This is a genomic window from Streptomyces sp. NBC_00525 (assembly GCF_036346595.1).
GTDB lineage: Bacteria > Actinomycetota > Actinomycetes > Streptomycetales > Streptomycetaceae > Streptomyces.
Map to the genome: position 1 here is coordinate 5990929 of NZ_CP107834.1, position 13979 is coordinate 6004907.

The following is a 13979-nucleotide window of genomic DNA, read 5'->3' on the forward strand; positions in this document are numbered from 1 at the left end:
GCAGGCACACCGGGACCGCCCGGCCCGAACCCGCGACCCGGACCGGCCCGGTGCGGCCGGGCTCGGGTGCGGCCGGGCTAGGGTGCGGCCTGCTCGGTGCGGCCCGGTCTCAGCCGACCGGGAGGCCGTCCTCCAGCTCCACCGCGCCCGTGCCGGTCTCCAGCGCCCGGAGCGCCGCCCGCACCCGGTGGGCGCGCGCCCCCTGCAGATGGTCGTCGATCTCCGCCGGCTCGACGAGCTTCCACGACAGCAGCTCCGACTCCTGGAGCCGGATCGCCCCCAACCGCTCCTCGTCCAGCACGCCCCCGTCGTACACGTACGCCACGATCGGCGGCCGGCCGGTGCCGCGCGCCCAGTCCACGACCAGCAGCCGGCCCGGCGCGATGTCCAGGCCGATCTCCTCCAGCGACTCGCGCCGCGCGCCCTGCCTGGGGCTCTCCCCGTCCGCCGACTCGACCGTCCCGCCGGGCAGCGTCCAGCCCTCGCGGTAGTTCGGCTCGACGAGCAGCACCCGGCCCGCCGAGTCCCGGAAGACGCAGGCGGCACCCACGAGCACCTTGGGCAGACCGGCGATGTACGTGGCGTAGTCAGTAGAGGTCACACCGTCAGCGTAGGCGCAGTTTGATCGATCAGACCATGGGCACGGAGGGGGTGCTGCGGATAGGGTCGGGGCGGCGCGACTGCCTGTTCGAATGCAAAGGGAATCAAGGTGACGGACGGAGCAGTGATGGAGACCGCACGCGTACTCGTCGCGGCGGACAAGTTCAAGGGCTCGCTCACGGCGGTGCAGGTCGCCGAGCGGGTGACGGCCGGGCTGCGGCGCGTCGTCCCCGGCGTACGGGTGGAGACCCTGCCCGTGGCGGACGGCGGCGACGGCACCGTGGCCGCGGCGGTGGCCGCCGGCTTCGAACGCCGCGAGGCGCGCGTCACCGGACCGCTGGGCGACCCCGTCACCGCCGCCTACGCGGTGCGCGGCACCACCGCCGTGGTCGAGATGGCCGAGGCGTCCGGCCTCCAGCATCTGCCCGCCGGGGTCTTCGCCCCGCTCACGGCCACCACGTACGGCTCCGGCGAACTCCTGCTCGCGGCGATCGGGGCCGGCGCCCGGACCATCGTGTTCGGCGTCGGCGGCAGCGCGACCACGGACGGCGGGGCCGGCATGCTCAGCGCCCTCGGCGCCCGCCTCCTCGACGCGGACGGCAAGCCGGTCGGACCGGGCGGCGGCGGCCTCGCGGACCTCGCCGAGGCGGACCTCTCCGGCCTCGACCCCCGGCTCGCCGGCGTCGACCTGATCCTCGCCAGCGACGTCGACAACCCCCTCACCGGCCCGACCGGCGCCCCCGAGGTCTACGGCCGGCAGAAGGGCGCCACCGAGGACGACATCGCGGTCCTCGACGCGGCCCTCACCCACTACGCCTCCCTTCTCGGCCCCGAGCAGGCGCTGCTCCCCGGCGCCGGGGCGGCCGGCGGCATCGGCTACGGCGCGCTCGTCGCACTCGGCGCGCGGTTCCGGCCCGGGATCGAGGTCATGCTCGACGTCCTCGGCTTCGGGCCGGCGCTGGAGCGGGCGACCTTCGTGATCACGGGCGAGGGCTCCCTGGACGCCCAGACCCTGCACGGCAAGGCCCCGGCGGGCGTCGCGGCGGCGGCCCGCGCGGCCGGCGTGGACGTGGTGGCGGTCTGCGGACGCCTCGCGCTGACGCCCGAGGCGCTGGCGGGGGCGGGCATCCGCCGTGCGTACGCCCTGACGGAGCTGGAGCCGGACCCGGCGGTGTGCATGGCGCAGGCGGGGCCGCTGCTGGAACGCGTGGCGGAATCGATCGCCCGCGACCACCTGGCCTGACGCGCAAGGGCCCGGATGCCTTGCCGGCATCCGGGCCCTCGTGTCGTTCGTACCGTCCGCTACGGCAGCTGCGCCGCGCGTGCCTCGCGGCGATTGCCGCGGAAGGTGTTCACCCGGCGGGCGGTCGCGAAGAGCGGGATGACCGCACCCAGGACCACCTGGAGCGCGCAGCCGGTCTGCAGGAGCAGCTGGCCGCCGGGGGCGTCCAGCGCCCACGCCGCCAGGAACCCCATCGCGGCCACGATCCAGCCGAGCATCGCCACCGCGAGGACGCCCCGCGGCTTCGGGTACTCGACCCGGCTGACCATCAGCCACGCCACCCCGATGATCGCGAGCAGCGTCGGGACGAAGGGCAGCTCCAGGAGCACGATCGAGATGACCGTGAGCGCTCCGAAGGGGCTCGGCATGCCCTGGAACATGCCGTCCTTCATCGTCACGCAGGAGAACCGCGCGAGTCTGAGCACCACCGCCAGCAGCACCACGATCGCCGCGAGCGCCGAGACCCGCTGGTGCGCGTCGTCCGCGACCATGCCGTACACGAGGACGAAGTACGCCGGGGCGAGCCCGAAGCTGATCAGGTCCGAGAGGTTGTCCAGCTCGGCACCCATCGGCGAGGACCGCAGCTTGCGGGCCACGAGCCCGTCGAAGAGGTCGAACACCGCTGCCATGAGCATGAGGATCACGGCGGTGGCCGCGGAGTGCCGCGCCATGCCGCTCTCGTCGCTGCCCGTCAGATGCGGGATCAGGATGCCCGTGGTGGTGAAGTACACCGCCATGAACCCGCAGGTCGCGTTGCCGAGGGTGAGGGTGTCCGCTATCGACAGCCGCAGCGAGAGCGGCATGTCCTCGGCGTCGTCCTCCGCCTCGGCCTCCGGCACCCAGCCGGTCTGTGTATCCGGATCAATCACGGTCAATGCGAGTCACCCCTGCGGTGGTGGGCTGGCCGACCTCGACCGCCACGTCCACACCTTCCGGAAGGTAGATGTCGACGCGGGAACCGAAGCGGATCAGTCCGATGCGCTCACCCTGCTCAACCTTCGTGCCCTGGGGCACGTAGGGCACGATGCGCCGGGCAACCGCCCCGGCGATCTGGACCATCTCGATGTCGCCCAGCTCGGTGTCGAAGTGCCAGACGACGCGCTCGTTGTTCTCGCTCTCCTTGTTGAAGGCGGGAACGAAGCCACCGGGCACATGCTCCACCGACGTCACCGTGCCGGCCAGCGGCGCCCGGTTGACGTGGACATTCAGCGGGCTCATGAAGATCGCTACGCGAGTACGCCCGTCCTTCCACGGCATGATGCTCTGCACCACGCCGTCGGCCGGTGAGATGATGCGCCCCCTGGAGATCTCGCGCTCCGGGTCCCGGAAGAACCAGAGCATGCCCGCCGCGAGCGCGGTGGTGGGCACGGCCACGGCCGCCCAGCGGCCGGACCGGCGGGCGCGGGTCAGGCTGAGGGCGGCGGTGGCGACGGTCGGCAGGAGCCACGGCGAAGCTCCGCGTGCGATGCGGACCCGGCCGCGTGAGGCAGAGGAATGACTGTCGGGCATGGATGACCTTCGTAGCGGATGAGGCCGCGCTGGCAACGGGGGACGGCGGCTCTTCTTCCGGCGATGTTATCGGTTGCCGGCCGCAACTGGGCAAGCCAGCAGCCGAGTCGGACGTCTGGAAGGCACCGGTTGAGGAGGACAAGGTGTGATCTTCTTCGCGGTCAAATCGCCGCGAAAGGGGTAATCAACCCTGGAAACGGTACTCCTCGAGGAGCCGGCGCCCGATGATCATTTTCTGGATCTCGGCGGTACCTTCACCGATCAGCAGCATCGGGGCCTCGCGGTAGAGGCGCTCGATCTCGTACTCCTTGGAGAAGCCGTAGCCGCCGTGGATACGGAAGGCGTCCTCGACGACTTCCTTGCAGTACTCGGAGGCGAGGTACTTCGCCATCCCTGCCTCCAGGTCGTTTCGCTCCCCGGAGTCCTTTTTGCGTGCCGCGTTCACCATCATGGCATGAGCGGCCTCGACCTTGGTGGCCATTTCGGCCAGCTTGAACTGGATCGCCTGGTGCTGCGCGATGGGCTTTCCGAAGGTCTGGCGCTGCTGCGCGTAGGAAATGCCCAGTTCGAAGGCACGCTGCGCGACGCCGCAGCCACGGGCCGCCACATTCACCCGGCCCACCTCGACACCGTCCATCATTTGGTAAAACCCGCGACCGGTGGTGCCGCCGAGTACCCGGTTGGCCGGAATTCGCAGTCCGTCCATGATGAGCTCGGTGGTATCGACCCCCTTGTAGCCCATCTTCTCGATCTTGCCGGGGATCGTCAGTCCCGGACGCACCTCGCCGAAGCCCGGTTCCTTCTCCACCAGGAACGTCGTCATCGACCTGTGCGGCGCCGTGCCCTCGGGGTGTCCTTCGTCACTCCGGCACAGCACGGCCACCAGCGAGGACGTACCGCCGTTCGTCAGCCACATCTTCTGGCCGTTCAGGACGTACTCCTCGCCGTCCCGGACGGCCTTGGAGCTGATCGCCGACACGTCGGAGCCGAGCGCCGGCTCCGACATCGAGAACGCGCCCCGCACCTCACCCAGCGCCATCCGGGGCAGGAAGGTGTCCTTCTGCTCCTGGGTGCCGTGCTGCTTGAGCATGTATGCCACGATGAAGTGCGTGTTGATGATCCCCGACACACTCATCCAGCCGCGGGCGATCTCCTCCACGCACAGCGCGTACGTGAGCAGCGACTCGCCCAGACCGCCGTACTCCTCGGGGATCATCAGGCCGAACACGCCGAGTTCCTTCAGCCCCTCGACGATGTCGGTGGGGTACTCGTCGCGGTGTTCCAGCCGGGTCGCGACCGGAATGATCTCCTTGTCGACGAAATCCCTGACCGTGGCGAGGATCTCCTGCTGGACCTCGGTGAGCCCGGCCGTCTGGGCGAGTCGCGTCATGGCTACTTCTCCACGTTCTTCTGCGAGGGCTGGCTGAGCTCCGGGCGGCCGGGCTGTTCCCCGCCCCGCTCCTTGATGTACGTCTCCGTGGGAACCATGACCTTGCGGCGGAACACGCAGACGAGCGTGCCGTCCTGCTTGTAGCCCTTGGTCTCCACGTGGACGATTCCGCGGTCGTTCCTGGACCGCGACGGCGTCTTGTCCAGCACGGTCGTCTCGCCGTAGATCGTGTCGCCGTGGAAGGTCGGCGCCACATGCTTCAGCGACTCGATCTCCAGGTTGGCGATGGCCTTTCCGGAGACGTCCGGCACGGACATGCCGAGCAACAGCGAGTAGATGTAGTTGCCGACGACGACGTTCTTGCCGAAATCGGTCGTGTTCTCCGCATAGTTGCTGTCCATGTGCAGCGGGTGATGATTCATGGTCAGCAGACAGAAGAGGTGGTCGTCGTATTCGGTGACCGTCTTTCCGGGCCAGTGCTTGTAGACTGCACCGACCTCGAATTCCTCGTAAGTGCGTCCGAACTGCATCTCAGGCCTCCGGGGCTTCGAACTTGGACGTGCGCAGCATGCCGGCGGCCCGGCCCTTGCCCGCGACGACCAGCGCCATCTTGCGGCTCGCCTCGTCGATCATCTCGTCGCCGAGCATCGCCGAACCCTTCTTGCCGCCCTCCTCGGAGGTGCACCAGTCGTAGGCGTCCAGGATCAGTTCGGCGTGGTCGTAGTCCTCCTGCGAGGGCGAGAACACCTCGTTGGCCGCCTCCACCTGGCCGGGGTGCAGCACCCACTTGCCGTCGAAGCCGAGCGCCGCCGCGCGGGCCGCCACCTCGCGGTACGCGTCCACGTCGCGGATCTGGAGGAACGGGCCGTCGATCGCCTGGAGGTCGTGCGTACGGGCCGCCATCAGGATGCGCATCAGGATGTAGTGGTACGCGTCCGCCGGGTAGCCGGGCGGCTGCTGGCCGACGACCAGGGTCTTCATGTTGATCGACGCCATGAAGTCGGCCGGGCCGAAGATCAGCGTCTCCAGCCGGGGCGAGGCCGCGCCGATCTCGTCGATGTTGACGAGGCCCTTGGCGTTCTCGATCTGCGCCTCGATGCCGATCCGGCCGACCTCGAAGCCCATCGTCTTCTCGATCTGGGTCAGCAGCAGGTCCAGCGCGACGACCTGCTGGGCGTCCTGGACCTTCGGCAGCATGATGCAGTCGAGGTTCTGCCCCGCGCCCTCGACGACCGTGACGACGTCGCGGTACGTCCAGTGCGTCGTCCAGTCGTTGACCCGAACCACGCGGGTCTTGCCCGTCCAGTCGCCGTTGTTCAGCGCGTCCACGATGTGGTGGCGGGCGCCCTCCTTGGCGAGCGGCGCGCAGGCGTCCTCCAGATCCAGGAACACCTGGTCGGCCGGGAGGCCCTGGGCCTTCTCCAGGAAACGGGGGTTGCTTCCCGGCACCGCGAGACAGGAGCGGCGCGGGCGCAAACGGTTGACGGGGGTGGTCATGCGGGGACCTCCAGAGGGTCGAGCTTGTTCGCTTTCCGGATCTCGTCGACGATACGGCCGATGATCTCCGTGATACCGAAGTCCTTCGGGGTGAACACGGCCGCGACACCCGTCCTGATCAGGGCGTCGGCGTCGGCCGGGGGGATGATGCCGCCGGCGATGACCGGGATGTCCCCGGCCCCGGTGCGGCGCAGCCGGACCAGCACGTCCGGCACCAGTTCGGCGTGCGAGCCGGACAGGATGGACAGGCCGACGCAGTGCACGTCCTCGGCGACGGCGGCCGCGACGATCTGTTCGGGCGTCAGGCGGATGCCCTGGTAGACGACCTCGAAGCCGGCGTCCCGCGCGCGCACCGCGATCTGCTCGGCGCCGTTGGAGTGCCCGTCCAGGCCGGGCTTGCCCACGAGCAGCCGCAGCCGCCCGACGCCCAGGTCCGCGGCGGTCCGGGCCGCCTTCTCGCGTACGAGGGCGAGCGGCGAGCCCTCCTCGGCTGTTACCGCGACCGGGGCGGACGACACCCCGGTCGGCGCCCGGAACTCGCCGAAGACATCGCGCAACGCCCAGGACCACTCGCCGGTGGTCACCCCGGCGCGGGCGCACTCGACGGTCGCCGCCATCAGGTTCTCGGTGCCGGCGGCGGCCGTCTTCAGCGCGGCCAGCGCCTCGTCGGCGCGCGCCGCGTCGCGGTTGTCGCGCCACTCGTCGAGCGCCGCCACCACCCTGGCCTCGTTGGCCGGGTCGACGGTCATGATCGCCCCGTCGAGGTCGGCGGTGAGCGGGTTGGGCTCGGTCGTCCCGTAGACGTTGACCCCGACGATCTTCTCCTCGCCGGCCTCGATCCGGGCCCGCCGCGCGGCGTGCGAGGCGACCAGTTCGGACTTGAGGTAGCCGGACTCGACGGCTGCCATCGCGCCGCCCATCGCCTCGATCCGGTCCATCTCGGCCAGCGATTCGGCGACCAGCTCGTCCACCTTGGCCTCGACGACGTGCGAACCGGCGAAGATGTCCTCGTACTCCAGCAGGTCGCTCTCGTGCGCCAGGACCTGCTGGATGCGCAGCGACCACTGCTGGTCCCAGGGCCGGGGGAGCCCCAGCGCCTCGTTCCAGGCGGGCAGCTGCACGGCACGCGCGCGGGCGTCCTTGGAGAGGGTCACGGCCAGCATCTCCAGGACGATGCGCTGGACGTTGTTCTCCGGCTGTGCCTCGGTCAGGCCCAGTGAGTTGACCTGGACGCCGTAGCGGAACCGGCGCTGCTTGGCGTCGGTGATGCCGTAGCGCTCGCGGGTGACGCGCTCCCAGATGCGGCCGAAGGCGCGCATCTTGCACATCTCCTCGATGAAGCGGACGCCCGCGTTCACGAAGAACGAGATCCGCGCGACGACGGCCCCGAACTTCTCCTCGGGCACCTGCCCGGAGTCGCGTACGGCGTCGAGCACGGCGATGGCCGTGGACATCGCGTACGCGATCTCCTGGACCGGGGTGGCCCCGGCCTCCTGGAGGTGGTAGCTGCAGATGTTGATCGGGTTCCACTTGGGGATGCGGCCGACCGTGTACGTGATCATGTCGGTGGTCAGCCGCAGCGAGGGCCCCGGCGGGAAGACGTGCGTCCCGCGCGAGAGGTACTCCTTGACGATGTCGTTCTGCGTGGTGCCCTGGAGCGTGCCGGGGTCGGCGCCCTGCTCCTCCGCGACGACCTGGTAGAGCGCCAGCAGCCACATGGCGGTGGCGTTGATCGTCATGGAGGTGTTCATCTGCTCCAGGGGGATGTCCTGGAACAGCCGGCGCATGTCGCCGAGGTGCGAGACGGGCACCCCGACCCGGCCGACCTCGCCGCGCGCGAGCACGTGGTCGGGGTCGTAGCCGGTCTGGGTGGGCAGGTCGAAGGCGACCGAGAGGCCGGTCTGGCCCTTGGCGAGGTTGCGCCGGTACAGCTCGTTGGACGCCTCGGCGGTGGAGTGGCCCGCGTACGTCCGCATGAGCCACGGGCGGTCCTTCTGGCGGCCACTCATGTCACACGTTCCGGCTGTGCTCGGTGGTCCGCTCCGCCGGCGCGTCACGGAACAGGTTGATGGCGTCCAGGTGCTTCTCGCGCATCTCGTGGTCGCGCACGCCCAGGCCCTCGCGCGGGGCCAGCGCCAGGACGCCGACCTTGCCCTGGTGGCGGTTGCGGTGCACGTCGTACGCGGCCTGGCCGGTCTCCTCCAGCGAGTAGACCTTGGAGAGCGTCGGGTGGATCTTGCCCTTGGCGACCAGACGGTTGGCCTCCCACGCCTCGCGGTAGTTGGCGAAGTGGGAGCCGATGATGCGCTTGAGCGACATCCACAGGTAGCGGTTGTCGTACTCGTGCTGGTAGCCCGAGGTCGAGGCGCAGGTGACGATGGTGCCGCCCTTGCGGGTCACGTAGACGCTCGCGCCGAACGTCTCGCGGCCGGGGTGCTCGAAGACGATGTCGACGTCCTCGCCGCCGGTCAGCTCGCGGATGCGCTTGCCGAACCGCTTCCACTCGCGCGGGTCCTGGTTGTGCTCGTCCTGCCAGAACCGGTAGCCCTCGGCGTTGCGGTCGATGATCGCCTCGGCGCCCATCCGCCGGCAGATCTCCGCCTTCTGCTCGCTGGAGACGACACAGATCGGGTTGGCGCCGCCGGCCAGCGCGAACTGCGTGGCGTACGAGCCCAGGCCGCCGCTCGCGCCCCAGATCAGCACGTTGTCGCCCTGCTTCATACCGGCGCCGTTGCGCGAGACGAGCTGGCGGTACGCGGTGGAGTTGACCAGGCCGGGAGCCGCGGCCTCCTCCCAGCTGAGGTGGTCCGGCTTCGGCATCAGCTGGTTGGACTTGACGAGCGCGATCTCGGCGAGACCGCCGAAGTTGGTCTCGAAGCCCCAGATGCGCTGCTCCGGGTCGAGCATCGTGTCGTTGTGGCCGTCCGAGGACTCCAGTTCGACGGAGAGGCAGTGCGCGACGACCTCGTCACCGGGCTTCCAGGCGTTGACGCCGGGGCCGGTGCGCAGCACGACGCCCGCCAGGTCGGAGCCGATGACGTGGTACGGCAGGTCGTGGCGCTTGGTCAGCTCGCTGACCCGGCCGTAGCGCTCCAGGAAGCCGAACGTGGAGACCGGCTCGAAGATGGAGGTCCAGACGGAGTTGTAGTTCACCGAGCTGGCCATCACCGCGACCAGCGCCTCGCCGGGGCCGAGTTCCGGCACCGGCACCTCCTCGACGTGGAGGGACTTGCGCGGGTCCTTGTCCCGGCTCTCGACGCCGGCGAACATGTCGGCCTCGTCCTTGTGCACGGTGACCGCGCGGTACGACTCCGGGATCGGCAGCGCGGCGAAGTCGGCGGTGGTGGCCGCGGCGGAGCCGCTCTGCGCTTCGGTCTGCGACTGGATCGCGTCCAGGATTTCCTTCACGGGTGCCTCCGGCGGATGGGGTCCCCTGCTCGGCCGGGCCGAGAGTTCGGGGAAGCGTTGAGGGAACGCTGAGGGGCCCTGGGGACAGGGGGAACGGGTCGGGAGGTGTGCCGTCGGTTCGGCGGGGTGGAGCTCGGCTGTCTGCTCGGTGGAGCAGGAAGGGTTGCCTGGTGACGCAGGCGCCGGGCGCGCAGGCACGTGGCTTGCGGGGACAGCCGGCGTACGTGAGATCCCAGCACGCCGGCCGCCCGGATGCCCTCAACGTATGGCACTGCGTGACAGCTGGCAAGGCACTCGGTGCCAGTAATTTCCCTCAATTGTCAGTCGACTGCTACGCATGAGCAACGCGGGGGATGGAATGGGCGAGTTCGCCCGGAAATGGCAGGCCGATTTGCCCGGATGACACATGATCGTTCATCCGGGCGACCCGGCTGTCCGGGGTGGGGAGCCCCGGCTCAGCGGTCCTTGAGTGCCTGCTGGATGGTGCGCATCACTTCGTCCAGCGGCGCGTCCGTGCGCGCCACGGCGACCAGCACCTCGCCCCGGGTCTGTGCCGAGGCGGCCGGCTGGGCGGCCCGGTCCTCCTTGGCCGTGCGGCCCGCGCCGATGCCGGTGCCGAAGGTGTCGCGCACGATGGCGAAGGCCTGGTCGAGCTGTGCCTCCACATCGCCCTGCCCGTCCGCCCGCAGCCAGCGGCGCAGCACATGGTTGTGCGCGGTGACGACGGCGGACGCGGCGACCTCGGCCAGCAGCGGGTCGTCGTTGCCGGGCTGATGGTCGCGCTCGTCGAAGTGGCCCAGGAGATAGCGCGTGAACAGCCGCTCGTAGCGGGCCACCGAGGCGATCTCCGCCTGGCGCAGGGTGGGCACCTCGCGGGTCAGCTTGTAGCGGGCGACGGAGACCGCGGGCTTGGCCGCGTACATCCGCATGACTTCCTTGATGCCCCGGCACACCGTGTCGAGCGGGTGCTCGTGCGCCGGGGCGGCGTTCAGGACCGCCTCGGCCCGTACCAGGGTGTCGTCGTGGTCCGGGAAGATCGCCTCCTCCTTCGACCGGAAGTGCCGGAAGAAGGTCCGCCGGGCCACGCCCGCCGCCCCCGCGATCTCGTCGACCGTGGTGGCCTCGTAGCCCTTCGTGGCGAAGAGTTCCATCGCCGCGGCGGCCAGCTCGCGGCGCATTTTGAGTCGCTGGGCCGCGGCTCGGGTGCCTGCGGCACTTTCCGGGACGTCGGGCGCGGCGGACACACGGGAGGACCTGGCGGGCTGGGACATGGTGTGAACGTACTGCATCGGCGCGGGGGAGCGCGCCTGCGGGGGCGGGCCGCCCGGACCGAGCAGCCCGCCCCAGCCGGCCCCCGCGTCAGCGCCGGGCATATTCGCGGAAGCCGCGCCCCGTCTTGCGGCCGAGGCAGCCGGCGGCCACCAGGTGCTCCAGCAGCGGGGCCGGCGCCAGGCCGGGGTCGCGGAACTCGCCGTGCAGCACCTTCTCGATGGCGAGCGAGACATCCAGGCCGACCACGTCGAGCAGCTCGAACGGGCCCATCGGGTAGCCGCCGCCCAGCTTCATCGCGGCGTCGATGTCGTCCAGCGAGGCGTAGTGCTCCTCGACCATCTTGATGGCGTTGTTGAGATACGGGAACAGCAGCGCGTTCACGATGAAGCCCGCCCGGTCCCCGCAGTCCACCGGGTGCTTGCGCACCTTCAGGCACACCTCGTGGACCGTGGCGTGCACATCGTCGGAGGTGAGCACCGTACGCACGACCTCGACCAGCTTCATCGCGGGCGCAGGGTTGAAGAAGTGCATCCCGACGACGTCCTCGGGTCGGCCGGTCGCCCGCGCGATCGCCACCACCGGCAGCGAGGAGGTCGTCGTCGCCAGCACCGCGCCCGGCCGGCACACCTTGTCGAGCGTGGCGAACAGCTGCCGCTTGACCGCCAGGTCCTCGGCGACCGCCTCCACGGCCAGGTCCACCCCGGCGAACGCGTCCAGCGAGCCGGCCGGGGTGATCCGGGCCAGCGTCTCGTCCCGCGCCTCCGGCGTCAGCCGGCCCTTGCCCACCGACCGGTCCAGCGACTTGGCGATCCGGGCCTTGGCCAGGTCCGCCTTCTCCTCGCCGCGCGCGGCGAGCACCACGTCGTACCCCGCCTTGGCGAAGACCTCCGCGATGCCGGAGGCCATCGTCCCGGAGCCGGCGACGCCCACCGAACGGACCGGGCGCCCGGCGGCCTCCCCGCCGCGCGGGGCGGGCGTCAGCGCGTCCGGCACCACGGTCTGACTGCCCGGCTCCGCGTAGGTGTAGAAGCCGCGACCCGCCTTGCGTCCGGTCAGCCCGGCCGCGCCGAGCTGGCCCAGGATGGGCGCGGGGGCGTGCAGCCGGTCGTGCGAGGCGGCGTACATCGCCTCCAGGACCGTACGGGCCGTGTCGATGCCGATCAGGTCCAGCAGGGCCAGCGGCCCCATCGGCAGACCGCAGCCCAGCCTCATCGCCGCGTCGATGTCCTCGCGGGTGGCGTAGTTCGCCTCGTACATCGCGGCGGCCTGGTTGAGGTAGCCGAACAGCAGGCCGTCGGCGACGAATCCGGGCCGGTCGCCGACCGCGACCGGCTCCTTGCCCAGGGCGCGGGCCAGCTCCGTGACCGCCTCCACGGCGGGCGGCGCGGTCAGCACCGAGGAGACCACCTCGACCAGCTTCATCGCGGGCGCCGGGTTGAAGAAGTGCAGCCCCAGCACCCGTTCCGGGCGCTGCGACTCGGCCGCCAGCCGGGTCACCGACAGCGCGTTGGTGCCGGTCGCCAGGATCGCGGTGGGCGAGACGATCGCGTCCAGCTCGCGGAAGACCTGCTGCTTGATCTCGTACGACTCCGGCACGACCTCGATGACCAGCTCCGCGTCGGCGGCGGCCCGGAGTTCGGAGAAGGTGCGGAACCGGGCGAGGGTGTCGCGCCGCTCCCGCTCGGTGAGCCGGCCGCGCTCCACGGCGCGGGCGGTGGACGCCTCCAGCGAGGCGACGGCCCGGCGGGCGGCCGCGTCGTCGACGTCGATGCCGACGACCTCGCGGCCCGAGCGGGCCAGGACCTCGGCGATGCCGGTGCCCATCGTGCCGAGGCCGACGACGGCAATGGTGGAGAGAGGGGTGTCCATCAGGGGACTCCAGGGATGAGTGACGACTGAGGGGAGCGCACGGCGCGCGGGCGAGGGAAGGGCCGATGGGCCCGGCCGGCGCACGGCGTACGGGAGTTGCCTGTCGTGGTGCTCGGCACCGGGCGTGATCCACGCACGGAACCGGAAGGAGCCGGGCGTGATCCACGCACGGGACCGGAAAGTGGCGACGGACCCTGTCCCTGGGGTCGCGTCTCGCGAAGCTGCCGAACCGACAAGACTCCGGGTGGCTGCGTCACCAGGCCACCGGAGCCGGCGGGAGAATGTCCCGCTCACCTGAGCTTAACCGGCGGGTAACGAGCGCGCCAGCCCTCGCCAGTTGTGGCCCCCCTCACAAAAACAGCCCTACCGGTACGCAGAGTGCCCGCCTGTACGCTGAACGTCATGGACGAGGAGCTGCGGTCACTGGCCCACCGATCCGCCGGGGAGGCCGCGGCGGCGGGGGAGTCGGCGGACCACCGCGCCCTGCTCGCCGCCGACGACCCCGAGGCGCTGGCGCTGGTCCTCGTCGAGCGCGAACGCCCGCTCTGGGCCCGTGAACTCGCCGCCTTCCGGCTGGGCTGCGCCGGGGACCGCCGTGCCTTCGAGACCCTGGTCCTCCTCCTCAACCACCGCGACCCCGAACGCTGCGCCGGCGCCGCCCACGCCCTCGCCCGCCTCGGCGACCCCCGCACCCCGCGCGCGGCGGCGGCCCTCGCCACCAACCCCCTGCGCACCGCCTACGCCCTCCACCCGGTCCGCCTCCTCGCGGCCCTGCGCGCCCCCGAATCCACCCCCGCCCTGGCCGCGACGCTGACCCGGCTGCTCGGCCCGGACGAACCGCACTGGCGCGTGGCGCTCGCCTGCGTGGAGGGCCTGGGCGGCCTCGGCGACCCGGCCGGCCGCCCGGCCCTGGAGGCGGCCCTGCCGCACCCCCGGCTCGGCGCGGCGGCGCGCGAGGCGCTGGGGCGGCTGCGGGAGGAATGAGCGGCCCGCCCGGCCCCGGTGTGTTTACGATGTAAACGGCGTGAACTCCGCGAGGTCGCGGCGCCCCTCGTGTACGCTTCCCCGAGGCGCCGACCCCCCTCTCGTCTCCGGGCAGCACGGCGGCCACCATGGGGAGGCGCGGTTCCGGCGGAACCGCGTGGGAGCGTG

13 protein-coding genes are annotated in these 13979 nt (G+C 71.1%); 3 read left to right on the top strand and 10 right to left on the bottom strand.

Features of this window, described 5'->3' with window-relative positions:
• Window positions 1–109: 109 nt before the first annotated feature.
• Window positions 110–601, bottom strand: coding sequence for an NUDIX hydrolase (locus OG710_RS26295; protein WP_330241536.1), 492 nt, complete (start codon window positions 599–601; stop codon window positions 110–112).
• Window positions 602–727: 126 nt separating this feature from the next.
• Between OG710_RS26295 and OG710_RS26300 the strand changes: the two genes are divergently transcribed.
• On the top strand, window positions 728–1843 hold the full coding sequence (locus tag OG710_RS26300; protein ID WP_330242348.1) for a glycerate kinase: 1116 nt from the start codon (window positions 728–730) through the stop codon (window positions 1841–1843).
• Between the two features lie 59 nt (window positions 1844–1902).
• Here the strand turns inward: OG710_RS26300 and pssA are convergent, their stop codons facing one another.
• Window positions 1903–2757 carry a CDP-diacylglycerol--serine O-phosphatidyltransferase gene (gene pssA / locus OG710_RS26305; RefSeq protein WP_241990146.1) on the bottom strand — a complete coding sequence of 285 codons (855 nt, stop codon included), beginning with the start codon at window positions 2755–2757 and terminating at the stop codon, window positions 1903–1905.
• Window positions 2744–3391, bottom strand: a complete 648-nt coding sequence (locus OG710_RS26310; RefSeq protein ID WP_111339148.1) for a phosphatidylserine decarboxylase — start codon at window positions 3389–3391, stop codon at window positions 2744–2746. Before OG710_RS26310 ends, pssA begins: the two co-directional genes overlap by 14 nt.
• Window positions 3392–3393: 2 nt before the next feature.
• Between OG710_RS26310 and OG710_RS26315 the strand changes: the two genes are divergently transcribed.
• Window positions 3394–3540, top strand: coding sequence for a hypothetical protein (locus OG710_RS26315; RefSeq protein ID WP_330241537.1), 147 nt, complete (start codon window positions 3394–3396; stop codon window positions 3538–3540).
• Between the two features lie 35 nt (window positions 3541–3575).
• Here OG710_RS26315 and OG710_RS26320 read toward each other — a convergent pair whose 3' ends face one another.
• The 7 genes from OG710_RS26320 to OG710_RS26350 all read right to left on the bottom strand — a co-directional run bounded on the left by OG710_RS26320 (window position 3576) and on the right by OG710_RS26350 (window position 12827).
• Complete coding sequence (locus tag OG710_RS26320) at window positions 3576–4781, bottom strand: acyl-CoA dehydrogenase family protein (protein WP_330241538.1); 1206 nt, start codon at window positions 4779–4781, stop codon at window positions 3576–3578.
• A gap of 2 nt (window positions 4782–4783) precedes the next feature.
• Complete coding sequence (locus OG710_RS26325; protein WP_330241539.1) at window positions 4784–5311, bottom strand: MaoC family dehydratase; 528 nt, start codon at window positions 5309–5311, stop codon at window positions 4784–4786.
• Between the two features lies 1 nt (window position 5312).
• The gene (locus tag OG710_RS26330; RefSeq protein ID WP_330241540.1) at window positions 5313–6278 is read right to left on the bottom strand and encodes an HpcH/HpaI aldolase/citrate lyase family protein; all 966 of its coding nucleotides are present in this window, start codon (window positions 6276–6278) and stop codon (window positions 5313–5315) included.
• Window positions 6275–8287 carry a protein meaA gene (locus OG710_RS26335; protein ID WP_330241541.1) on the bottom strand — a complete coding sequence of 671 codons (2013 nt, stop codon included), beginning with the start codon at window positions 8285–8287 and terminating at the stop codon, window positions 6275–6277. The genes OG710_RS26330 and OG710_RS26335 overlap by 4 nt, the downstream gene beginning before the upstream one ends.
• 1 nt (window position 8288) lies before the next feature.
• A complete protein-coding gene (ccrA, locus tag OG710_RS26340; protein WP_330241542.1) occupies window positions 8289–9686 on the bottom strand; it encodes a crotonyl-CoA carboxylase/reductase in 1398 nt (465 codons plus the stop codon).
• Window positions 9687–10141: 455 nt separating this feature from the next.
• Complete coding sequence (locus tag OG710_RS26345) at window positions 10142–10957, bottom strand: TetR family transcriptional regulator (RefSeq protein ID WP_111339702.1); 816 nt, start codon at window positions 10955–10957, stop codon at window positions 10142–10144.
• Window positions 10958–11045: 88 nt separating this feature from the next.
• Complete coding sequence (locus OG710_RS26350; RefSeq protein ID WP_330241543.1) at window positions 11046–12827, bottom strand: 3-hydroxyacyl-CoA dehydrogenase family protein; 1782 nt, start codon at window positions 12825–12827, stop codon at window positions 11046–11048.
• Between the two features lie 402 nt (window positions 12828–13229).
• Here OG710_RS26350 and OG710_RS26355 point away from each other — a divergent pair, with 402 nt between their 5' ends.
• Window positions 13230–13811 (top strand): HEAT repeat domain-containing protein, encoded by a 582-nt coding sequence (locus OG710_RS26355; RefSeq protein ID WP_330241544.1) that lies wholly within the window; start codon window positions 13230–13232, stop codon window positions 13809–13811.
• Window positions 13812–13979 lie beyond the last annotated feature (168 nt).